Source organism: Pseudomonas sp. Irchel 3A5 (genome assembly GCF_900187575.1).
Lineage (GTDB): Bacteria > Pseudomonadota > Gammaproteobacteria > Pseudomonadales > Pseudomonadaceae > Aquipseudomonas > Aquipseudomonas folii.
Genome location: NZ_FYDU01000001.1, coordinates 221,367 through 243,793 on the forward strand (window position 1 = coordinate 221,367; position 22,427 = coordinate 243,793).

Annotated in this window: 20 protein-coding genes and 1 pseudogene; 17 read left to right on the forward strand and 4 right to left on the reverse strand. The window is 60.1% G+C overall.

The window, feature by feature from the left end; translation table 11 throughout:
• Window positions 1–17: 17 nt before the first annotated feature.
• The 16 genes from CKW31_RS00835 to CKW31_RS00915 all read left to right on the forward strand — a co-directional run bounded on the left by CKW31_RS00835 (window position 18) and on the right by CKW31_RS00915 (window position 16,640).
• Window positions 18–1,703: an AMP-binding protein gene (locus tag CKW31_RS00835; RefSeq protein ID WP_371856667.1), complete on the forward strand. Its 1,686-nt coding sequence runs from the start codon at window positions 18–20 to the stop codon at window positions 1,701–1,703.
• Window positions 1,704–1,963: 260 nt separating this feature from the next.
• The gene (locus CKW31_RS00845) at window positions 1,964–2,698 is read left to right on the forward strand and encodes a glycosyltransferase family 2 protein (RefSeq protein WP_095092463.1); all 735 of its coding nucleotides are present in this window, start codon (window positions 1,964–1,966) and stop codon (window positions 2,696–2,698) included.
• Between the two features lie 304 nt (window positions 2,699–3,002).
• Window positions 3,003–3,941 (forward strand): glycosyl transferase, encoded by a 939-nt coding sequence (locus tag CKW31_RS00850; RefSeq protein ID WP_371856665.1) that lies wholly within the window; start codon window positions 3,003–3,005, stop codon window positions 3,939–3,941.
• Window positions 3,922–5,469: a histidine ammonia-lyase gene (gene hutH / locus CKW31_RS00855; RefSeq protein ID WP_095092465.1), complete on the forward strand. Its 1,548-nt coding sequence runs from the start codon at window positions 3,922–3,924 to the stop codon at window positions 5,467–5,469. Before CKW31_RS00850 ends, hutH begins: the two co-directional genes overlap by 20 nt.
• A complete protein-coding gene (locus CKW31_RS00860) occupies window positions 5,459–5,884 on the forward strand; it encodes a thioesterase family protein (protein WP_095092466.1) in 426 nt (141 codons plus the stop codon). Before hutH ends, CKW31_RS00860 begins: the two co-directional genes overlap by 11 nt.
• Window positions 5,885–6,000: 116 nt before the next feature.
• Entirely contained in the window at window positions 6,001–6,615 is a 615-nt protein-coding gene (locus CKW31_RS00865; RefSeq protein WP_095092467.1) for an outer membrane lipoprotein carrier protein LolA, read from the forward strand.
• A complete protein-coding gene (locus CKW31_RS00870) occupies window positions 6,599–8,941 on the forward strand; it encodes an MMPL family transporter (RefSeq protein ID WP_371856668.1) in 2,343 nt (780 codons plus the stop codon). Before CKW31_RS00865 ends, CKW31_RS00870 begins: the two co-directional genes overlap by 17 nt.
• Window positions 8,938–10,110: a sodium:proton antiporter gene (locus CKW31_RS00875; RefSeq protein ID WP_095092469.1), complete on the forward strand. Its 1,173-nt coding sequence runs from the start codon at window positions 8,938–8,940 to the stop codon at window positions 10,108–10,110. The genes CKW31_RS00870 and CKW31_RS00875 overlap by 4 nt, the downstream gene beginning before the upstream one ends.
• The gene (locus tag CKW31_RS00880; protein WP_095092470.1) at window positions 10,097–11,341 is read left to right on the forward strand and encodes an NAD(P)/FAD-dependent oxidoreductase; all 1,245 of its coding nucleotides are present in this window, start codon (window positions 10,097–10,099) and stop codon (window positions 11,339–11,341) included. The genes CKW31_RS00875 and CKW31_RS00880 overlap by 14 nt, the downstream gene beginning before the upstream one ends.
• Window positions 11,338–12,072, forward strand: a complete 735-nt coding sequence (locus CKW31_RS00885) for a class I SAM-dependent methyltransferase (protein WP_095092471.1) — start codon at window positions 11,338–11,340, stop codon at window positions 12,070–12,072. The genes CKW31_RS00880 and CKW31_RS00885 overlap by 4 nt, the downstream gene beginning before the upstream one ends.
• The gene (locus tag CKW31_RS00890; protein ID WP_095092472.1) at window positions 12,069–12,566 is read left to right on the forward strand and encodes a DUF3261 domain-containing protein; all 498 of its coding nucleotides are present in this window, start codon (window positions 12,069–12,071) and stop codon (window positions 12,564–12,566) included. The genes CKW31_RS00885 and CKW31_RS00890 overlap by 4 nt, the downstream gene beginning before the upstream one ends.
• A complete protein-coding gene (locus CKW31_RS00895; RefSeq protein WP_095092473.1) occupies window positions 12,563–13,759 on the forward strand; it encodes a beta-ketoacyl-[acyl-carrier-protein] synthase family protein in 1,197 nt (398 codons plus the stop codon). Before CKW31_RS00890 ends, CKW31_RS00895 begins: the two co-directional genes overlap by 4 nt.
• Window positions 13,756–14,211, forward strand: coding sequence for a hotdog family protein (locus tag CKW31_RS00900; protein ID WP_095092474.1), 456 nt, complete (start codon window positions 13,756–13,758; stop codon window positions 14,209–14,211). The genes CKW31_RS00895 and CKW31_RS00900 overlap by 4 nt, the downstream gene beginning before the upstream one ends.
• Window positions 14,208–14,936, forward strand: coding sequence for a 3-oxoacyl-ACP reductase FabG (gene fabG, locus CKW31_RS00905; protein ID WP_095092475.1), 729 nt, complete (start codon window positions 14,208–14,210; stop codon window positions 14,934–14,936). The genes CKW31_RS00900 and fabG overlap by 4 nt, the downstream gene beginning before the upstream one ends.
• Window positions 14,936–16,162, forward strand: coding sequence for a beta-ketoacyl-ACP synthase (locus tag CKW31_RS00910; RefSeq protein ID WP_095092476.1), 1,227 nt, complete (start codon window positions 14,936–14,938; stop codon window positions 16,160–16,162). The genes fabG and CKW31_RS00910 overlap by 1 nt, the downstream gene beginning before the upstream one ends.
• A gap of 31 nt (window positions 16,163–16,193) precedes the next feature.
• Window positions 16,194–16,640 (forward strand): excinuclease, encoded by a 447-nt coding sequence (locus CKW31_RS00915; RefSeq protein WP_095092477.1) that lies wholly within the window; start codon window positions 16,194–16,196, stop codon window positions 16,638–16,640.
• 117 nt (window positions 16,641–16,757) lie between these two features.
• Here the strand turns inward: CKW31_RS00915 and CKW31_RS30225 are convergent, their stop codons facing one another.
• From CKW31_RS30225 to CKW31_RS00925, 3 genes and pseudogenes are all read right to left on the reverse strand, one after another.
• On the reverse strand, window positions 16,758–17,621 hold the full coding sequence (locus CKW31_RS30225) for a methyl-accepting chemotaxis protein (protein WP_371856669.1): 864 nt from the start codon (window positions 17,619–17,621) through the stop codon (window positions 16,758–16,760).
• Window positions 17,619–18,380 (reverse strand): annotated as a pseudogene (locus tag CKW31_RS30230) (MCP four helix bundle domain-containing protein); the annotation flags it as partial. The pseudogene CKW31_RS30230 and the gene CKW31_RS30225, both read right to left, overlap by 3 nt.
• A gap of 80 nt (window positions 18,381–18,460) precedes the next feature.
• The gene (locus CKW31_RS00925) at window positions 18,461–19,357 is read right to left on the reverse strand and encodes a LysR family transcriptional regulator (protein ID WP_095092479.1); all 897 of its coding nucleotides are present in this window, start codon (window positions 19,355–19,357) and stop codon (window positions 18,461–18,463) included.
• A 222-nt stretch (window positions 19,358–19,579) separates the two neighbouring features.
• On the opposite strand from CKW31_RS00925, the gene CKW31_RS00930 reads away from it, so the two are divergent.
• The gene (locus tag CKW31_RS00930; RefSeq protein ID WP_371856670.1) at window positions 19,580–20,749 is read left to right on the forward strand and encodes an MFS transporter; all 1,170 of its coding nucleotides are present in this window, start codon (window positions 19,580–19,582) and stop codon (window positions 20,747–20,749) included.
• A gap of 91 nt (window positions 20,750–20,840) precedes the next feature.
• Here CKW31_RS00930 and hemE read toward each other — a convergent pair whose 3' ends face one another.
• Window positions 20,841–21,905, reverse strand: a complete 1,065-nt coding sequence (gene hemE, locus CKW31_RS00935) for a uroporphyrinogen decarboxylase (protein ID WP_095092481.1) — start codon at window positions 21,903–21,905, stop codon at window positions 20,841–20,843.
• Window positions 21,906–22,427 lie beyond the last annotated feature (522 nt).

The following is a 22,427-nucleotide window of genomic DNA, read 5'->3' on the forward strand; positions in this document are numbered from 1 at the left end:
TGGAATGCATGAACCGGATGGTTGTTGACTGGATTAAACCCGAACGCCTGCTGCTTGACCCGCAGTCAGCCCGTGAGCTGACGCAGGCTCCGGCGCTGAACCATGCGCAGTTTTGCGAGCAGGCGTTGAGCGTCGCCGCGGGCTTGCAGGCACAAGGCATCAAGCGACTGGCCGTGCACCTGGAAGACGCTGGCGAGTTGGCGATTGCGCTATTTGCAGCCTGGCGCGCGGACGTCAGCGTGCTGCTGCCCGCCGACCTGCAAGCCCAGACCCGCGAGCGCTGGGCCGGGCATGTGGATGCCTGGCTGACTGATCTGCCGGGCGACCGCAAGCTGCAAGAGCTGCACGCCGAGCCATTGCCGCCAGCGCCGCTGGATCTGGATGAATGCTGCTTGAGCCTGTGTACGTCCGGCTCCAGCGGTGAACCCAAGCTGATCGAAAAACGCTTGCGGCAACTGGCCAATGAAGTCGATGCACTGGAACAACTCTGGGGCGCAGACCTGGGCGCAGCCTGCATTATCGGCAGCGTGGCGACGCAACACATCTATGGTTTGCTGTTTCGCGTGCTATGGCCTTTGAGCGCGGGGCGTTGCTTCGTTCGCAAACAGCTGCCGTTTCCGGAAGACCTGCAGCGCGCCAGTCGCGAATTCCCGCAGTTCGCCTGGGTAGCCAGCCCTGCGTTGCTCAAGCGCATGGGCGACAACCTCGATTGGCCAAGTCTGGGCAAGGTACGCCGGGTGTTCTCCTCTGGCGGCGCATTACCTGTGGAGGCGGCTGAGAGCCTGTATCAGCGATTGGGGCAGTGGCCGACCGAAATACTTGGCAGCTCGGAAACCGGCGGTATCGGCTGGCGTCAGGGAGAAAACCTCTGGCAGGCCTTCTCAGGTGTCGAACTGGGCCAGGATGCCGACGGTGCCTTGCACATCAGTTCGACGTACATGCCGACAGGCCACATCGAACACACTGCCGACGCGGTACGCATGGCCGACTACGGCCGTTTTGAACTGCTTGGACGACTGGATCGCATCGTCAAACTCGAAGAAAAACGTATTTCCCTGCCGCTCTTGGAGCAAGCACTGGTCAGCCATGAATGGGTCAGTGAAGCGCGTCTGGGTGTGGTGCAGGAAAATCGTGCCTCGCTGGGCGCATTGGTGGTGCTCAGCGCCGCGGGTTTACATGCCTTGCGCAATCAAGGCCGACGCAATCTGACGCAAACCCTGCGCCAGCACTTGAGCGGTCATTGCGAAGCGATCGCCCTGCCCCGTCGCTGGCGCATGCTGCGTCAGTTGCCACTGAACGCACAGGGCAAACTGCCTCAAACCGAAGTTCAGGCGCTATTAATGGCACCACGCGGAAAAGAAGCGGAAGTGCTGGCGCAACAGAACATGGATGGCGAGTGGCATCTGCAATTAAGCGTGCCGCCAGATCTTGCGTACTTCAGCGGTCACTTCCCGACAGCTCCGGTATTGCCGGGCGTGGTTCAAGTGAGCTGGGCCATGGCGCTGGGTCAGCGTTTGATGGACGTGCCGGCAAAATTTGCCGGGATGGAAGTTCTCAAGTTCCAGCAACTGGTCCGCCCCGGTGACCAGATCAACCTGACCCTGCGCTTCGACGCCGAGCGCGGCAAACTCTACTTCGCTTTCCGCAACGGCGACGCAGCGTGTTCCAGTGGCCGGATATTGCTGGAGGCAGGCAATGTTTAACTTGAAAGCGATGGCATTCCCGGTGGGAGCGAACTTGTTCGCGAGAGTCCCCACACGGTGTGTCAGGCACAACGCCTCGCCAACAAGTTGGCTCCTACCGGGAATTGCGAACGCCTTGGCAAACGCCGCTCCTGTGGGAGCGGTGCTTGCCCGCGATAAGGGGACCGCGATTCTCAGGCCAATTGCGTCCAGCCTTATCGCGGGCAAGCACCGCTCCCACAGGGACCTGCATCTGACCAGTTTTCTGCGGGGTTCTTCCCATGCATAACCCCTGCGCCATCATCCCGGTGTTCGACCATGAGCTGGCGGTGCCTGCGGTGGTTCAGGCGGTGCTCGCCGCCGGTTTGCCGTGTGTCCTGGTGGACGACGCCAGCAGCCCGGCTTGCGCCGCAGTGCTGCGTGAACTGGAGCAAGGCGATAACGTTTATCTGGTCACGCTGCCCGTCAATCAGGGCAAAGGCGGTGCTGTCATGGCGGGTTTCCGTGAAGCACAGCGTCTGGGTTTCAGCCATGCCCTGCAAGTGGATGCTGACGGTCAGCATGATCTGTCTGACCTCGGCGTCTTCCTCGACGCATCACGCCAGCAGCCCAATGCGCTGATCTGCGGTTATCCGCAATACGATGCCAGCGTGCCAAAAGGCCGCTTGTATGCCCGCTACCTCACGCATTTCTGGGTATGGGTCAACAGCCTGTCCTTGCAGATCAAGGATTCGATGTGCGGCTTTCGGGTTTACCCTCTGGCGCCCGTGCTGCATTTGATCAACACCGTGCAGGTGGGCAAGCGCATGGATTTCGACTCGGAAATTCTTGTTCGCCTCTCGTGGCTGAATCAGCCGATGGTCTGGCTGCCGACCAAGGTGCATTACCCGCAGGACGGCCTGTCGCATTTCCGGATGTTCCACGACAACGCACTGATCTCGAAAATGCACACCAAGCTGTTCTTCGGCATGCTGGGACGTTTCCCGTTGATCCTCTGGCGACGGTGGTTGCCATGATTGCTGTGTTTGCAAGAAATCCGGTAGGTGTGGCCGACCCGCTTTCGACGCCGCGCGGTCGCGAAGCAGACATTGGACCTGTAGGAGCGCGCTTGCCCGCGATGGCGTCAGGTCAGTCGATGAATGTATCGCCAGTGCTGACGCCATTGCGGGCAAGCGCGCTCCTACAGAACAGTATTCCAAACCAGGCAGTTGTATTTTTTTCGATAAGAGCGAGCTTGTTCGCGAGGACCATCTGCCAGGCGCCGATTGTGCGTTGTATGTACCGACGCTCTCGCGAACAAGTTCGCTCCTACCGGGAGGTATGGCGATGAGCGATAAGCACTGGGCCAAACACGAAGAGCGTGGCAGTTTCCTGCTGATGAAACTCACCGCCTGGGGCGTGCGGCACTTGGGCCGTCGGGTGCTGAGCCCGGTGCTGCATGGCATCGTGCTGTATTTCTTTCTGTTCGGCCGTCAGGCGCGCAAGAGTGCCTGGGAATATCAACGACGCTTGTCCGAATGGAGCGCCAGACCAGAGCTGATGCCTACGCACAAACGGGTATTCGGCCAGTTCATGGCCTTTGCTGATTCGCTGTTGGATAAACTCGACGTCTGGAACGGCAAGCTGCGTCTGGAGCAAATTGAGATTGTTGACCCGGCGCTGCTGCGCACTCAGTTGCGTGGCGAACGCGGCCAAATGCTGGTGGGTGCGCACTTGGGCAATCTGGAAGTCTGCCGCGCACTCGCCGAGCTGGGCGAAAAAGTCACCATGAACGTGCTGGTCCACACCAAGCACGCCGAACGCTTCAACCGTCTTTTGGGCGAAGCAGGCGCGACCAATCTGCGCCTGATTCAGGTCAGCGAGCTGGACCCTTCCGTCATGCTGCAACTGAGCCAGCGCCTGGACGACGGTGAGTGGCTGGCCATTGCCGGTGACCGCGTGGCGTTGCATGGCGGGCGTAACGCGAGGGTCGACTTCCTTGGCGCCAAAGCGGCGTTCCCCCAGGGCCCGTGGCTGCTGGCCGGATTATTGAAATGCCCGATCAATCTGATTTTCTGCCTCAAGCGCCCAAGCGGTTATCAAGTGACCCTCGAGCCATTTGCCGACGCCATCGAGTGGCGACGCAGCGACCGGCAACAAGTGATTGCCGATCACGCCCAGCGCTATGCCGATCGCCTCGGCCACTACTGCCTGCAAGCTCCGCAGCAGTGGTTCAATTTCTACCCTTTCTGGAAGTCCGATGACGAATCAAGTTCCTGAGCCGGTCACCTTCGGTGAGCGTGCGTTGCAGATCGAAGACGTGCTGGCCCTGGCCAATCGCCAAGTGCCGACCGCTCTGCAAAGCGACAGCGCCTACCGTCAACGCATCGCCAAAGGCGCGCAGTTCCTTGATTCTTTGCTGGACAAGGAAGGCGTGATCTATGGCGTGACCACCGGTTACGGTGATTCCTGCGTGGTAGCCGTGCCGCTGCAACACGTGGAAGCCTTGCCGCGTCATCTGTACACCTTCCATGGTTGTGGACTCGGCAAACTGCTCGACGCCCAAGCCACGCGCGCGGTACTGGCTGCGCGTTTGCAGTCGCTGTGCCACGGGGTTTCCGGTGTTCGCGTGGAACTGCTGGAGCGCCTGCAGGCGTTTCTTGAGCAGGACGTATTGCCGCTGATCCCGGAAGAAGGCTCAGTAGGTGCCAGCGGCGATCTGACGCCGCTGTCTTACGTCGCGGCGACCTTGTCCGGCGAGCGCGAAGTGATGTTCCGCGGCGAACGCCGTCAGTCCAGCGACGTGCATCGCGAGCTGGGCTGGGAACCCTTGGTGTTGCGCCCCAAGGAAGCCCTGGCCTTGATGAACGGTACAGCGGTGATGACTGGTCTGGCGTGCCTGGCCTTTGCCCGCGCCGATTACCTGCTGCAACTGGCAACCCGAATCACCGCAATGAACGTAGTCGCGTTGCAAGGCAACCCGGAGCATTTCGACGAGCGCCTTTTCGCGGCCAAGCCTCATCCGGGCCAGATGCAAGTCGCGGCCTGGTTGCGCAAGGATCTGGCCATCGACGCACCGACTGCACCTCTGCATCGTTTGCAGGATCGTTACTCGCTGCGTTGCGCCCCGCATGTGCTGGGCGTACTGGCTGACAGCCTGAACTGGCTGCGTTCGTTTATCGAAATCGAACTGAACAGCGCCAACGACAACCCGATTATCGACGCCGAGGCAGAACGCGTGCTGCACGGCGGGCACTTCTATGGCGGCCATATCGCCTTCGCCATGGACAGCCTGAAAAACCTCGTCGCCAACGTCGCCGACCTGCTGGATCGCCAGCTCGCGCTGTTGGTGGATGAGCGTTACAACCACGGCTTGCCGAGCAATCTGTCTGGCGCGCCAGCAGATCGGGCGATGATCAACCATGGCTTCAAGGCCGTGCAGATTGGTACCAGCGCCTGGACTGCAGAAGCCCTGAAAAACACCATGCCGGCCAGCGTGTTCTCCCGCTCGACCGAGTGCCACAACCAGGACAAGGTCAGCATGGGCACCATCGCTGCCCGGGATGCCATTCGGGTACTGGAACTGACCGAGCAAGTGGCCGCTGCCACGCTGATCGCTGCGAACCAGGGTGTCTGGCTGCGCAGCAAAGCCGCCGATGCACGCCCACTCCCCCCAGCGTTGGCAGCCATGCACAAGCAACTGGCCGTTGATTTCCCGCCCGTGATCGAAGACCGTGCGCTGGAAGGCGAGCTGCGTCTGTGCCTGCAACGCATTGCTGATCGCCATTGGAGGTTGCATGCGCAGTAAAGGCGTAATTGATGTGGACACCGAAGTCCTGGTGCCCTTTTTCGACGTCGATTCGATGAACGTCGTCTGGCACGGGCATTACATCAAATATCTGGAAGTCGCCCGCTGCGCGCTGCTGGACCACATCGGCCACAACTACACGCACATGCTCAAATCCGGTTACGGTTGGCCGGTGATCGACATCCAGCTGCGCTACGTGCGTGGCGCGGTGTTCGGCCAGCGGCTGATCGTGCGCGCCAGTCTTGTGGAGTGGGAGAATCGCTTGAAGATTAATTACCTGATCACCGACGCCGAAACCGGCGAGCGCATGACCCGCGCCAGCTCGATTCAAGTGGCGGTACACATCGAAACCCGCGAAATGCAGCTGGCTTCGCCGAAAGCCTTCACTGATGCGGTTGAGAGGGTGTTGCCATGAATCTCTGTATCGAAACAGGTCTCAACCCTGTGGGAGCGGTGCTTGCCCGCGATAAGGCTGGACGCGGTAGACCTGATATCTGCGGTGCACTTATCGCGGGCAAGCACCGCTCCCACATGAACCTCATTTCAACCATAGGTCGTGTGTTTTGCCTTATGGCGCTGCTGTGCCTGTCACCACTGGCCCAGGCCTTTGACCTGCAGCAACTCAGCGATCAACTGGCAAAACCGGTCGTAGTACGCGGCAATTTCATCCAGGAAAAACACCTGCGTGCCTTGCCAACTCCATTGATCAGCAAAGGCCGTTTTGTACTGGCCAAGGAATTCGGCCTGTTGTGGCTGTTGAACACGCCGCTCAAACAGGACTACCGCATCAGCCCGGCCGGTATAGCCCGTCGTGACGCCGCCAATGGCTGGCAATTACTGCCGAACAAGAGTGCCGGGGCAGAACAGAACCGGCTGTTCCTGGCCGTTTTGCAGGGCGACAGCAGTGGCCTGGAGCGCGACTTCGAATTGCAGCTCAAAGGCGATGCCAAATCCTGGCAGCTGACGCTGACCCCGCGCTCGCTGTTGCTGCAACAGGTGTTCAAGCAGATCAATATCGATGGCGGCGAACTGGTACAACGCATCGAACTGCTGGAAACCCAGGGCGACAGCACGTTGCTGAAGATGGTCGATAGCCAGAGTGTGCCTGCCTTGAGCGATGCGGAGCGTGCTGATTTTGCGAATTGAACGCCTGTTGCCGCGCCTGTTCCTGATCACCCTGTTGGCGGTGCTGGCCCTCGCGGGTTGGCAATGGCGCGACGGTGCGCCGCTGTCCGCCAACCTGATGGAGTTGGTCCCCGGCAGTAGCCCTGATCCTCTGGAATTGCGCGCCGAACAGCGCATGCAAGAACCGTTGAACCGCGAAATGCTGGTGCTGGTGGGCCACGCTGACCAACAACAAGCCATCGCACTGGCGAAGCAATTGGGCGAGCAGTGGCAGGCCAGCGGTTTGTTCGACAAGGTCCAATGGAGCCTGCAGGCCGATCTGCCTGCGCTGCGTACCCAGTTGCTGCAAGGTCGACTGGCGATGCTGCCAAAGGCGGACCGGACGCAACTGATCGACAACCCGCAGGCCTTCATTCAACAACGCGTGCAGAGCCTGTTCGACCCGTTCAGCGGCTTCAGTCTCGTGCCAAGCCAGGATGACTGGCTGGGTCTGACCGGCCGCATCCAGAACGGCATGCCGCAGCATGGCTCGGTGCAACCGGACATCGGCAGTGGTGCGTTGATCGCCAATGCTGACGGCAAAAGCTGGGTACTGCTGCGAGCCCGCACCAACGGCAATGCGTTCGACATGCACTTGCCGCTGCGCGTCGCCGACTTGCTCAGCGCAGCCCGCCAACAGGCCGCGCAGGCCAACGGTCAATTACTGGCCGCCAGCGGCCTGCTGTACGCGGCCGACGGCCAACGTCAGGCCAGTCGGGAAATCACCTGGGTGGGCGGCGGTGCGACAGCGGGCATCCTGTTGTTGCTGTTGCTGGCTTTCCGCCGCTGGCGCGTGTTGCTGGCGTTCGTGCCAGTGCTGGTGGGAATGCTGTTTGGCGCCGTCGCCTGCGTCGCATTCTTCGGCCATATGCATGTGATGACCCTGGTACTGGGTTCCAGCCTGATCGGCGTGGCAGTGGATTACCCACTGCATTACCTGTCCAAAAGCTGGAGCCTGAAACCCTGGCGCAGCTGGCCTGCCTTACGCCTGACCTTGCCGGGCCTGAGCCTCAGCCTCGCAACCAGCTGCATCGGCTATCTGGCGCTGGCCTGGACACCTTTCCCGGCGCTGACGCAAATCGCAGTGTTCTCTGCTGCCGGTCTAGTCGGCGCTTATCTCACCGCCGTTTGCCTGCTGCCCGCCTTGCTTAACAACACTGAGCTGAAACCGGCTCAATGGCCGCTGCGTCTGGCTGAACGTTTGCTGGGCTGGCGCGAAGCGTTGCTGCGCCGGGTCGGCACGCCCATCCTGCTGGCGCTGTTGCTGCTGTTCTGCGCTGCCGGTCTTTGGCAACTGACCACCAGAAATGACATCCGCCAGTGGATCTCAGCTCCACCGCAACTGACCGAAGAAGCCAAGGCGATTGCCAAAATCACCGGTTACCAGCCCACCAGCCAGTTTTTTCTGGTGGAAGGCAAAGACCAGCAAGAATTGCTGGAGCGCCAGACGGCACTGACGCAACGTCTCGATCAGTTGGTGAATCTGGACGAGTTGAACGGCTATCTGGCGTTGAATCAATTGGTCGCGTCGCCCTCCGAACAGGACGCCGCGCGCAAAGCCCTGAGCGCGCTGCCGGAGCACTGGCAAACACTGATTGATCTCGGTGTTCCCGCCAAAGCCCTGCAAGCTGAACTGACTCAACTGCAAGCGTCACCGATCACCGATATCGACGCGGCGCTGGCCGGACCGCTCGGCGAACCCTGGCGTGTGCTGTGGCTGGGCGCGAGCAAAAACGGTGTCGCCGGTATGGTCAGCCTTCAGGGATTGAACAGTGCCGCCCTGCTGCGCTTACAGGCTCAGGACTTGCCGGGCGTGCGGCTGGTGGATCGTCTGGGGCAACTCAACACTGTCTTTGCGGCGACCCAGATCAGCGCCGCTGAATTGAAGTTGGCGTCCTGCGTGTTGATCGTGCTGTTGCTGATTGCGCCATTCGGCTTTGGCGGTGCGCTGCGCATTGTCGCCCTGCCGTTGCTGGCCGCGCTATGCAGCCTTGCCAGCCTGGGTTGGCTCGGCCAGCCGCTGACACTGTTCAGCCTGTTCGGCTTGCTGCTGGTCACCGCAATCAGCGTTGATTACGCAATCCTGATGCGCGAACAGATTGGTGGTGCCGCCGTGAGTTTGTTGGGTACCTTGCTCGCCGCGGTCACCACTTGGTTGTCGTTTGGTTTGCTGGCGGTCTCCAGCACGCCCGCCATCAGCAATTTTGGCCTGTCGGTGAGCCTCGGTCTGGCGTTCAGCTTCATGCTCGCGCCGTGGGCGGCCAGTCGACGCGCCACGCCAGCACCTGAAAGCGAGGCTCATCCATGATGACCTTACTGTTCTGGGTGATGGCCTTGCTGATGTTTGCGGTGGTGACACATCTGGGACGCCGTTTCGGCTTGATCCCCATCGTCAGTCAGTTATTGCTGGCAACCTTCGCCCTGCCACTGATCATGCTGTTCTGGATTGAACCGGCCTGGCAGTTGAGCGGCGCGCAACTGGTAGCGCCAGTCTGGCTGAAGACGCTGTACGGCCTGAGTTTCGCCATCGTTCTGGGACATATTCTCAGCGACGTTATCGACGTGAAGATGGATCGCCAAAGCCTGAAAGTTGCGCTGCCCAGTTTTGCCGTGCCATTCCTGGCGGGCCTGGGCTGCGCCATCTGGTTTTTGCCCGCGCAACCTTGGATCAGCTCGCTGGCGCTGGGTCTGGTGTTCGCGATTACCGCGATCCCTGTGCTCTATCTGTATCTGCGACACATCGGCTATCCGCCAGAGGCGACCCGCCGTTTGGTGCAGACTGCGATCCTTATCGACCTAATGTGCTGGAGCCTGTTCGGCATTGCCCAAGGCAGCCTTAACATCAACAGCCTTCTACTGCCGCTGCTCGGCGCGTGCGTGCCTTTGCTGCTACGTGTTCTGCAACTGCGCCAGCCGCTGGTTTACAGCCTCACGTTCTTTGCCCTGCTGATGGTGGCCGAGCACTACAAGCTCAACGCGCTGATTTTCGGCATCGGCTATCTGCTGTGCATGGCCCGACTCAAACAGCCATGGGTGCTGCCGATCAGGCGCGAATGGTTCATGCACCTGCAAACCTGGCTCGCGATCCCGCTGATCCTGACTTTCGGCATCGTGCAGATCAACGTGCATAGCGCCATGGGCAGCCTCGGTTGGGTACAGCTCAGTGCGCTGATTCTGTTGCCGATTATCAGCAAGATGCTCGGCAACTGGCTTGGCCTGAGCTGGGCAACACCGTCCTTCGACGGTGCCAGCCGCTGGCGTGAAAGCGTGCTGCTGAATATTCGCGGCCTGAGCGAAATCGTCTTTCTCAATATGCTGCTGCAACAACAACTGATCAACCCGGCGCTGTACTTCGCGCTGATGCTGATGAGCCTGCTCGCGACCCTGATGCCAGCTTTGCTGGGCATGGGCCGCGCACCGGTGCAGCCACCCGTAAACGCTGTCGATCCAGTAAGGAAGTCGTATGTCAGTAACTGATAGGGAAAGCCGGACAGTCGTCGTGATTGGAGCAGGTCCCGCCGGTGCGATCGCCGCTGCCCTGCTCAAGCGTAACGGGCATGACGTGCTGATCATTGAGCGCCAGCAATTCCCGCGTTTCTCCATTGGTGAAAGCCTGCTGTCCCACTGCCTGGACTTCGTCGAAGAGGCCGGCATGCTCGACGCCGTCAAGGCCGCAGGCTTTCAGAAGAAAAATGGTGCTGCCTTTGCGTGGCGCGATCAGTACAGCGCATTCGACTTCGGCGACACCTTCAGCGAAGGCCAGCCATCGACCTTCCAGGTACAACGCGGTGAGTTCGACAAACTGTTGGCCGATCAGGCTGAATTACAGGGCGTGGAAATCCGCTATCAGCAAGAGATCATCGCGGGCGATTTCAACAGCCCGCAGCCAGTCCTGAACGTACGTCGCGAAGACGGCAGCGAGTATCAAGTGCAGGCGCAGTTCGTGCTCGATGCCAGCGGTTACGGCCGCGTGTTACCGCGTTTGCTGGACCTGGAAGCACCGTCGAATTTCCCGGTGCGTCAGGCGGTGTTCACCCACGTTGAAGACCATTTCCCGGCATCCTTTGACCGCGAAAAAATCCTCGTCAGCATTCACCCTGAAATGCGCGACGTGTGGTTCTGGTCGATTCCGTTCAGCAACGGCCGCTGCTCCATGGGTGTCGTCGCTGCGTCCGAACGTTTCAAGGACAAACCCGAAGATCTCGACGCCTGCTTGCGCGAGTTCGTGGGTGAAACTCCGCACCTCAAAGAACTGCTCAAAAACGCCGTGTGGGACACTCCGGCGCGGACCATCGGCGGTTACTCGGCCAACGTCAAAACCCTGCACGGTCCGGGCTTTGCGCTACTGGGCAATGCGGCTGAATTCCTCGACCCGGTGTTCTCCTCCGGCGTGACCATTGCCATGCGTTCGGCGAGCATGGCGGCGGGCGTTCTGCATCGCCAGTTGCAAGGTGAAGCGGTCGACTGGCAGGCCGAGTTCGCGATACCGCTCAAGCGAGGTGTAGACACGTTCCGCGCCTATGTCGAGGGCTGGTACGAAGGCACGTTTCAGGACGTGATTTTCTACCCGGAAAGCACTCGGGATATCCGCCGCATGATCAGCGCGATTCTGGCCGGATACGCCTGGGATCAGCGCAACCCGTTTGTTTCTGAACCCAAGCGCCGCCTGCGCATGCTGTCTGAAATCTGCGCGAGTACAGCACAATGAGCGGACCTTTCCTGAGCGACAAATACGTCGAAGAAACCCGTTTCGGTTTATGGTTCCTGCGCAGCCACACGTGGCAACACCGCGTGCTGCGAGTGGCGATCAACGACCTGCGCAGCCTGTTTGATGGCGAACCGCCGAGCCAGCCGGTACTGCTCGATGCGGGTTGCGGTCAGGGCAAGTCATTCAAGCGCCTGTGCGAGGTGTTTGCGCCATCACGCCTGCTGGGTGTGGACGCCGACCCGGAAAGCCTGACCATGAGCCGCACCGAAGCCCGGCTTCAAGGCATCGATGTCGAGCTGATCGGCAGCGACTGCGCCGCATTGAAACTGGCCGACGCCAGCGTCGATATCCTGTTCTGCCATCAGACGTTCCATCATCTGGTCGAGCAGGAACAGGCCCTCGCCGAGTTCTATCGAGTGCTCAAGCCCGGCGGCTATTTACTGTTCGCTGAATCCACCGAAGCCTATATCGACACCTGGGTCATCCGCTGGCTGTTCCGCCACCCTATGCATGTGCAGAAGAGTGCCGCGCAATATCTGCAAATGATCCGCGATCAGGGCTTTCAGTTTGGTGCACAGAATGTGTCTTACCCGTATCTTTGGTGGAGCCGCTCCAGTGATTTCGGTTTGCTGGAACTTCTGAAACTGCGCAAACCCGCGCTTTTTGGCCAACGCGAAGAAACCCTGGTCAACGTGGTGGCGCGTAAACCTTGCGAGGGTGAGCAAACATGATTCGCGCATTGTTCATCGCCTGCGTCCTGTTGCTGGCGGCGTGTGCCAGTAAAGCCCCGTTGCCTGTTTCGGTTCCCGAGTTGCAGTTGCCGATGCAATTGCACATTCAGCGCCAACAGGCTGATCAGCGCCAGGACTGGCTGCTGGTGATTCAGCAGGAAGCCAGCGGGTTGCGCTGGTCACTGATGGACCCACTGGGTATTCCGCTGGCACGTCAGCAGTTGATCAGCGGCCAGTGGAAAGCCGACGGTTTGTTGCCGCCCAATGCCGAAGCCCGAGAGCTGTTCGCTGCACTGCTGTTCGCGCTCACACCGGACAGCGAGCTGCGGCGCAACTACCCCACCGCGCAGCGCCGGGGCACGCAACGCATTGTTGATGAACGGTGGGGCGTGGAATACAGCAGCGCAGACACCTTCAGGCTGGTCGTGCTCACCGGCAAAGACGGCAGAATCAACTACGGCATCAGCCCGCTGAACAGTGAGGCCGTGCAGTGAGCGCCTACCTGAACGCACTGGGCCTGATTTGCTCCCTGGGCAGTGGCCGTGAAGAAGTCGCGCGTCGGCTGTTCGCCGCTGACACATCAGGCATGGTCGAAGAAGGCGGCTGGGTGCCGGAGCGCATCTTGCCTGTAGGTGCAGTCAAAACAGAGTTGCCACAAATCCCCTCCGCTTTGGCTTCCCACAACAGCCGCAACAATCGCCTGTTGCTGGCGGCTGCCCTGCAGATCGAATCGGATATCCGTGAGGCCATCACGCGTTACGGCACTCATCGTATCGGGGTGATCCTGGGCACCAGCACGTCGGGCATCGACGAAGCCGGGCGTGGCATTGGCGCATGGTTGAGCAGCCAGCAATTCCCCGCGGACTATCACTACCAGCAGCAAGAGCTGGGCGCGGCAGCCAACTTCATTTCGGAGTGGCTGCAACTGAGCGGCCCGTCTTATGTGATCTCTACCGCCTGCACCTCCAGTGCTCGCGCACTGCTCAGTGCCCGACGCGCTCTGGACATGGGCCTGTGCGACGCGGTGTTGTGCGGCGGGGTCGACACCTTGTGCAAACTCACCTTGAACGGTTTTTCGGCGCTGGAAGCGGTTTCGCAACAGCGCTGCAACCCGTTTTCGCGCAATCGTGACGGGATCAATATCGGCGAAGCTGCGGTGCTGTTTCTGATGACCCGTGAAGCCAGCGGCGAGCATTCGATTGCACTGCTGGGCGCGGGCGCAACGTGCGACGCGCACCATATTTCTGCGCCGCAGCCTAGCGGCTGCGGTGCCCGCCAAGCCATGCAGCAAGCGCTGGACAATGCCGGACTTGCAGCCACGCAGATCGGTTACCTGAACCTGCACGGCACGGCTACTCCACTTAATGACGCCATGGAAAGCCTGGCCGTGAACGCTATTTTCCCTGACGGCGTACCGTGTTCTTCCACCAAGCCCATGACCGGCCATACGCTAGGCGCAGCGGGTGCACTGGAAGCTGCTTTCTGCTGGCTGAGCCTGGCCCCGGAAAACACCGACAACGCCCTGCCCCCCCACGCCTGGGATGGTGAAGCCGATCCGCTGCTGCCGCCCCTGCAATGGACTGACGCACAAACTCGCCTGGCGCAAACACCCAAGCGCTACCTGATGAGCAACTCGTTTGCCTTCGGTGGCAACAATATCAGCCTGATTATCGGAGACGCCCAATGATTGACTGGCCGCTCGCCGAACTGCTGCCTCATGCCGGCGACATGATCCTCATCGATGAGGTGCTGTCGTTCGACGAAGAACAGATTCAAACTCGCCTGACCGTGCCCCCGAACGGCCTGCTCAATGACACCAACGGCAACATGCCCGCCTGGGTGGGTATCGAGCTGATGGCCCAGAGTGTCGCGGCCTATGCCGGTTGCCAGGCAAGGACTCAGGGACAGCCCGTGGCGCTGGGCTTCCTGCTGGGCAGCCGCAAGTACGAATGCAACGTGGAGCAGTTTCCCGCGGGCAGTGAACTGAACATCCACGCGCTGCGTACGTTGCAGGACGATAACGGCATGGGTGTCTTCGAATGTCGCCTGACCGGCCCGGCCATTGAAGCGTTTGCCCGCCTTAGCGTGTACTGCCCGCCCAACCCCGACCAATACCTGAACGAAGGAGCCCGCACATGACTGACTCGATACTGGTCACCGGCTCCAGCCGTGGCATTGGCCGCGCGATTGCCCTGCGTCTCGCGCAAGCAGGTTTCGACCTGATCCTGCATTGCCGCAATGGGCGCACAGAAGCTGAAGCCGTCCAGGCCGAAATCATTGCCCTGGGCCGTCAGGCGCGGATTCTGCAATTCGACGTGGCTGACCGCGAGACCTGCAAAGCCATTCTTGAAGCCGACGTGGAAACCCATGGTGCCTATTACGGCGTGGTGCTCAACGCCGGGCTGACTCGCGACGGCGCCTTCCCGGCGCTCAGCGACGACGATTGGGACGTAGTGCTCAGAACTAACCTTGATGGCTTCTACAACGTGCTGCACCCGGTAATGATGCCGATGATCCGTCGCCGTGCGGCCGGTCGCATCGTGTGCATCACCTCGGTCTCGGGCCTGATCGGCAATCGCGGCCAGGTCAATTACAGCGCATCCAAAGCCGGTGTGATCGGAGCTGCCAAGGCGCTCGCAATCGAGCTGGGCAAGCGCAAGATCACCGTCAACTGCGTCGCACCCGGCCTGATCGATACCGCCATGCTCGACGAAAATGTCCCAGTGGATGAACTGATGAAGATGATCCCCGCGCAGCGCATGGGCACCCCTGAAGAAGTCGCTGGCGCGGTGAACTTCCTGATGTCCGCGGAAGCGGCGTACATCACCCGCCAGGTACTGGCCGTCAACGGGGGCCTGTGCTGATGAAGCGCGTCGTTGTTACCGGCATGGCCGGGATTACTTCACTGGGCAGCGACTGGGCAAGCATCGAAGCCAACTTCAATGCCAACCGTAGCGGCATTCGGCGCATGGACGAGTGGGATCGCTTCACCGAGCTGAATACCCGGCTGGCAGGCCCTATCGATGATTTCACCGTACCGTCGCACTGGACCCGTAAACAACTGCGCAGCATGGGCCGTGTCTCCCGCTTTGCGGTGGGGGCCTCTGAACAGGCCCTGATCGGTGCGGGCCTGCTCAACGACCCGATCATTCGAGATGGACGCATGGGCACCGCGTGTGGCTCATCCACGGGCAGCACCGAAGATGTGAAAGCCTTCGGCAACATGCTGCTCAATTCGGTGGCGGTGGGGCTTAACGCCAACTCCTACGTGCGGATGATGCCTCACACCACGGCGGCCAATATCAGCATTTTCTTCGGGCTCACCGGTCGCCTGATCCCGACGTCCAGCGCCTGCACCAGCGGCAGCCAGGGCATCGGTTACGCCTATGAAGCGATCAAATTCGGACGCCTGCCACTGATGCTGGCCGGGGGTGCGGAAGAATTGTGCCCTACCGAAGCCATGGTCTTCGATGCGCTGTACGCCACCAGCCTGAAAAACGATGCACCCCACACCAGCCCACGTCCTTATGACTCTGGACGTGACGGCCTGGTGATCGGCGAAGGCGGCGGCATGCTGGTGCTCGAAGAACTGGAGCACGCACTGGCCCGTGGCGCACATATTCACGCAGAGCTGGTGGGTTTTGGCAGCAACGCCGACGGCGCGCACAGCACCCGCCCGGAGCAGGCCACCATGCGCCGTGCCATGGAGCTGGCTCTGGAAGACGCCAACCTGCCGCCCGAAGCCATTGGCTACGTCAACGGCCACGGTACCGCGACGGAACAAGGTGACATTGCCGAAACCCTCGCCACCAGCAGCCTGTTCGGCTCACGTATGCCGATCAGTTCGCAGAAAAGCTTCCTCGGCCACACGCTGGGAGCCTGCGGTGCGCTGGAGTCGTGGTTCTGCATCGAGATGCTCAATCGCGACCGTTACATCCATACGCTGAACCTGGACGAGATCGATCCGCAGTGCGGCGACCTGGACTACCTGCGCGGCGAGCCCCGGCAGATGAGCCACGAATACGTGATGAACAACAACTTCGCTTTTGGTGGGGTCAACACGTCGTTGATTTTCCGCCGCTGGTCCTGACCCTTTTACTGTGTCTCAAGGAGAGATTGTTATGCCAATGAAAAACTGGATTGCTGCCGCTGCGGTCGCGTTGTCCGTTCTGCCCGCTGTCAGCCAGGCCCGCGACACGGCGCTGTTTCTGCCGTTTCAGAAAGTCATCAATGACATGACCGCCGCTGGCAAAATCGATGGCAGCGTAAAGTTCTATCTGGCGGGCGTGCAGCCCAAAGGTAAAGTCACTGTGATCAGCCCGGGCGCCGTGACCAACAAGAAAACCAACGCCTTCAACAAGACCGATACCGAAGCGTGTGAGTGGGTCCTGCAATCGGCCATCCTGCAGATGTACAGCGCAGCGAAAAACGCTAATGCCAATGCGGTGACCAACATTGCCAGCTACTACAAAAGCATCGAACGCAAAGACCCTGTGAACTATGAATGCCACGCCGGAGCAATCATTGCTGGCGTTGCGTTGAAGGGTGATTTGAGCAAGGTGGATTGATACCAGGCTGCTGATGTTGGTAGGAGCCAACTTGTTGGCGAGGCAGTTTGCCTGATACACCGCGTAAAGCGGCTCGCGAACAAGTTCGCTCCTACCGGGGATCGGTACCCGACCAGATTACAACTGAAAACGCCCAACCATGGTTTTCAGATCGTGGGACAGTCCCGAAAGAGACTGGCTGGCCGAATCAATCTGCCCGGCGCCCTCCGAGGTCTGGATAGAAAGGTCGCGAATGTTGACCAGATTGCGGTCGATTTCCCGCGCCACCTGCGCCTGCTCCTCTGAGGCACTGGCGATCACCAGATTCCGTTCGTGGATCAGCGAGATCGCCTGGGCAATCTCGTCCAGCGCACCACCGGCGTGTTTCGCCATGTCCAGGGTCGTGAGCGCCTGCTCATTGGTCGCCTGCATGGTATCAACGACCTTCGCCGTACCGGCCCGAATAGCCGCGACCATCTGCTCGATTTCCTGAGTCGAAGTCTGAGTACGACCCGCCAATGCGCGGACTTCATCGGCAACGACAGCGAAACCTCGTCCAGCTTCCCCCGCACGCGCAGCCTCGATTGCGGCGTTAAGCGCCAGCAGATTGGTCTGCTCGGCCACGCCCCGAATCACATCCAGAATTTTGCCGATATCTTGGGAATGCTCGGCCAGCTCACGGACCTGAGAAGAAGCGTCTTCTACACGCTGCCCCATACGCTCGATGGCTTGAATAGTCCCGTCGACGCGCTGGCGACCCATTTGTGCGGTGGTCGTCGATGCGCTGGAAGCATCCGCTGTGGAGACCGCATTGCGAGCCACTTCCTCAACAGCGACCGTCATTTCGTTGACCGCTGTGGCAGCCTGCTGGATTTCGTCGTTCTGGTTGTGCAGATCACCTGAAGTCTGGGTGGTGATCGCAGTCATTTCTTCGGCGGCGGTGGCCAGTTGATCGGAGGAGTTACCGATCAGACGCAGGGTATCCATCAAGGCTTGCTGCATGTCACCCAGAGACTTTTGCAGATCGGCGGCCTCGTCCTTGCCATCGACCTCGATAGTCCCGGTCAGGTCTCCGCGGGCAATACGCCGGGCGGCACCGATGGCCCCATTGAGTGGTTGCACAATGCTGCGCGTCAGCAACCAGGCCAGCCCGACGGTTAGCGCAAATACCAGCACCAGCACCCCCACGGTGGTCTGCATCGCGGTGTCATAGCGTTGCTCGGCCTGCTGGGTGTAGAGGCTGCCTTGTTCGAGGTTGATCTTGACCAGCTCGTTGAAGAGATCACCGGTCTGGTTGGACAGATCCTGAATCGTGCCGTTGAGCAGCGCGGTCATCCCCGGGATATCGCCCTGCTCGGAAAGCTTCTGATAGCTATCCAGCGCCTGCTGATATTGGGCCACGACGCTTTGCATCTTCGAAAAGGATGTGCGAGCGACTTCGGGTACGATCGGGGTATAGCCGTCCAGCGCCTTGCTCAATTCGCCGCGTAGAAACACCAGGCGTTGGGTGGATGGACCCAGGACGGCGGGATCACGGTTGATCATCAGCCGGAACGTGAGAACCCGAATGCCCAGTGAGTTATCACGAATACTGCCCAGCCATCGGGTCCCGGCGTGCGACACCTGCTCGGTGTGCACAACGGCCTCGCGCATCTGCGTGATCTGGTGCATGGAGAAGATACCGAATCCAAGCATCAATACGCTGATGACGCCAAAACTCAGAAATGCACGTGTTGAAATACGTATCTGCCGAAGCGCCATAGATCACCGAAACTGGAAAGGTCTTTAAATTGTCTCGACTTCGGCCAGCAGAACTTGACCTCAAGGCCTCGATTAATTGGCTACTTGTCCTCCGTCCGGCGCGTCACCAGCTCGACAAAAGCCCTGGCCATCGGTGATTGCTGATCCTTGCGCTGCACCAGCCAGACGGCGCTGGTGGCCTCCGGGTCAAGCAACGTTCGATAGACCACGCCATCAATGCGCATGCGCCGATAAGAGGCGGGCAACACCGTCACGCCAAGGCCCGCGGCGACCAGACCGATGATGGTCATGACCTCACCCGCTTCCTGGGTGATCAACGGCGTGAAACCAGCGGCTCTGGCCAGTCCCATCAGTTGCGCATACAAGCCGCTGCCATAGGTGCGCGGGAAGAACACGAACGGCTCGTTTGCCAGTTCCGACAAGTGCAGGCCCTGCTCGCTGCCCTGCGCCAACGGATGACCGGCATTGATGATCGCCACTAACGGCTCGCGCAGCAGTTCGACCACAACCAGTGATTCCGGCAACGCCAGAGGCCGCATGATGCCGACCTGAATGGATTGATCTTCCAGTTGCGCGGCCACTTCCATGCTGTTCATTTCCTGCAAGGCCAGGTGCACGGCAGGGAAGCGTTGCCGAAACGCGAAGATCGCCTGGGGGATACTCGATGTGAACGGTGCCGACGTGGTGAAGCCGATCTTCAACTCCCCCAGTTCTCCCAATTGCGCACGGCGCGCGACGTCTGCGGCCTTGTCGACCTGCGCCAGCACCAGGCGCGCTTCGTCGAGGAACAGTCGCCCCGCCTCACTTAACTCCACGCGGCGATTGGTGCGATCAAACAGACGTGTGCCCAGTTCCTGCTCCAGCGCCTGAATCTGCTGGCTCAGCGGTGGCTGGGAAATGCCCAGAACTTGCGCAGCGCGACCAAAGTGCAGCTCTTCGGCAACAGCAATGAAGTAGCGCAGATGACGTAATTCCATGGACCTTCCATTAAGTCGTTTTACCTATCAAACAGGTCGAACAATATATTGGAAAGAATGATTAGCGAGCTATATTCTTTTTTCTCATTGCCCGCCAGACGCTCTTTGAGGTCCACCGTGAACACTGCCGTCAGCCCTTGCGCTCCTCAAACCCAGTCGACAACGATTGAAGCAGCCATCCCCTTGGGCGACGTTTATATCGAGAAAGACACGCCGTTGTTCATGCGCACGGTGCTGGCGCTGTTCGCGGGCGGTTTCGCGACGTTTGCGCTGCTGTATTGCGTGCAGCCGATGATGCCGGTGCTCTCCAGAGAGTTCTCGATCAATGCGGCGCAGAGCAGCCTGATTCTTTCTGTGTCGACCGGCATGCTGGCGATCGGTTTGCTGATTACCGGGCCGATCTCCGACCGCCTCGGGCGCAAGCCGGTGATGGTACTGGCGCTGTTTTGCGCGGCGCTCTTCACCCTCGCCAGTGCATTGATGCCGAGCTGGGAAGGCGTGCTGATCACTCGAGCGTTCGTGGGCCTGTCCCTGAGCGGGCTGGCGGCGGTGGCGATGACCTACCTCAGCGAAGAGATTCATCCGAACCACATTGGTCTGGCCATGGGTTTGTACATTGGCGGCAACGCGATTGGCGGCATGAGCGGCCGGGTCATCACTGGCGTATTGATCGACTACGTCAGCTGGCACGTAGCATTGATGGTTGTGGGTGTTATGGCACTCATAGCGGCGGCAGTGTTCTGGAAAATCCTCCCGGAGTCGCGCAACTTCCGCGCACGGTCACTGCAGCCGCGCAGCCTGATTGATGGGTTCGTCATGCAGTTTCGCGATGCGGGCCTGCCATTGCTGTTCCTCGAAGCGTTCCTGCTGATGGGCAGCTTCGTGACCCTGTTCAATTACATTGGGTATCGCCTGCTGGCCGAGCCCTATCACTTGAGTCAGGCAGTGGTGGGATTGTTTTCGGTGGTCTATCTGTCGGGCATCTACAGCTCGGCAAAAATCGGCTCGCTGGCGGACAAACTCGGCCGACGCCAAGTGCTGTGGGCGGTCATCGTGTTGATGTTGGCAGGCATGGCCCTGACGATGTTTGAGCCGTTGGCGCTGGTAGTCATTGGCGTGCTGATGTTCACCTTCGGCTTCTTCGGTGCCCATTCAGTGGCCAGTAGCTGGATAGGCCGACGAGCACTCAAAGCCAAAGGCCAGGCGTCGTCACTTTATCTGTTCAGTTACTACGCAGGCTCAAGCGTCGCCGGAACGGCGGGCGGCGTGTGCTGGCATTACGGCGGGTGGCACGGCATCGGGTTGTTTATCGGTGTGCTGCTGTTGATTGCACTGGCGGTGGCGCTGAGGTTGGCGAAGTTACCGCCGTTGCAGGTGAAGACACAAATATAAGCGCTCCCTGTAGGAGCTGCCGAAGGCTGCGAAAGCGGTGTGTCAGGAATACACCTTCGCAGCCTTCGGCAGCTCCTACAGGGTCATTGCATTAACCGTGATACTGCGCCGACAACTCATGCACCGCTTCAATGAAAGCACCGGCATGTGCAGGGTCAACTTCAGGCGTGATGCCGTGGCCGAGGTTGAAGACGTGGCCATTGCCGCTGCCATAGCTGGCGAGGATGCGCGCCACTTCGGCGCGAATGGCTTGCGGGCTAGCGTACAACACTGACGGGTCCATGTTGCCTTGCAGTGCGACCTTGTCACCCACGCGACGACGGGCGTCGCCGATGTTGGTGGTCCAGTCCAGACCCAGTGCGTCAGCGCCGGTGTCAGCCATGCTTTCCAGCCACAGACCGCCGCCTTTAGTGAACAGGATGACCGGGACCTTGCGCCCGTCGTGCTCGCGAATCAGACCGTTGACGATCTTGCGCATGTACGCCAGCGAGAACTCCTGGTAGGCGGCATCGGAAAGGCTACCGCCCCAGCTGTCGAACACCTGCACCGCCTGCGCGCCTGCCAGGATCTGGCCGTTGAGGTAAGCAATGACCGAGTCCGCCAGCTTGTCCAGCAGCAAGTGCATGGCCTGCGGGTTTTCGTAAAGCATGGCTTTCGACTTGCGATGGTCCTTCGACGAACCGCCTTCGACCATATAGGTGGCGAGGGTCCATGGGCTGCCGGAGAAACCAATCAGCGGCACACGGCCATTCAGTTCGCGACGAATAGTGCTGACGGCGTCCATCACATAACCGAGGTCTTTTTGCGGATCAGGGATCGGCAAGGCCTCGATATCGGCCATTGTGTTGACGGTTTTCTTGAAGCGCGGGCCTTCGCCGGTTTCAAAGTACAGGCCCAACCCCATGGCATCCGGAATGGTCAGGATGTCGGAGAACAGGATTGCAGCGTCCAGCGGATAACGCTCGAGCGGTTGCAACGTGACTTCGCAGGCGAATTCCGGGTTCATGCACAGGCTCATGAAGTCCCCGGCTTTGGCCCGACTGGCGCGGTATTCCGGCAGATAGCGCCCGGCCTGGCGCATCATCCAGACAGGGGTAATGTCCACGGGTTGCTTGAGCAGGGCACGAAGGAAACGGTCGTTCTTCAGGGCAGTCATGTCGGCATCCGCAAAAAAAGTGCGGGCATTTTCTCAGACGCAGACGCAAAAGGCACGGCCAGAGCCGTGCCTTTTATCTATCGGGTCGATTTGTCGCGGGGGTGCAGTTCATCAAACAGCGCAAATCATTTGATTAATTGCCCCTGACAGGAACGCTCCGAGGTTGCGACCGCGACGAATGCAGTCGGTCTGATACAGCGCTTTCGCAACCCTCGGCAGGTCCTACAGAGGCGACGCGTCAAACTCAATGTTTGGATTTGTGCGAGGGCATGATTTCTTCAAACACGAGCATCTCCTCCCGGCTGAAGCCAGTCCCACGACGACGCGCCTCACCTGTGACAGCGAGGCTTGCCCGCGAATCATGCGGCCCATCAGGCGGACTGTGTCGTCTTCATCGCGAGCAAGCTCACTCCTACAGATGACCACCCCGCCGTAAGAGCGGCTTTAGCCGCGAGCAGCAGCCACACCCTGGATAGGTGTTGTTGCAAATGACGCACTCACGGCTAAGGCCGGTCCGACGGA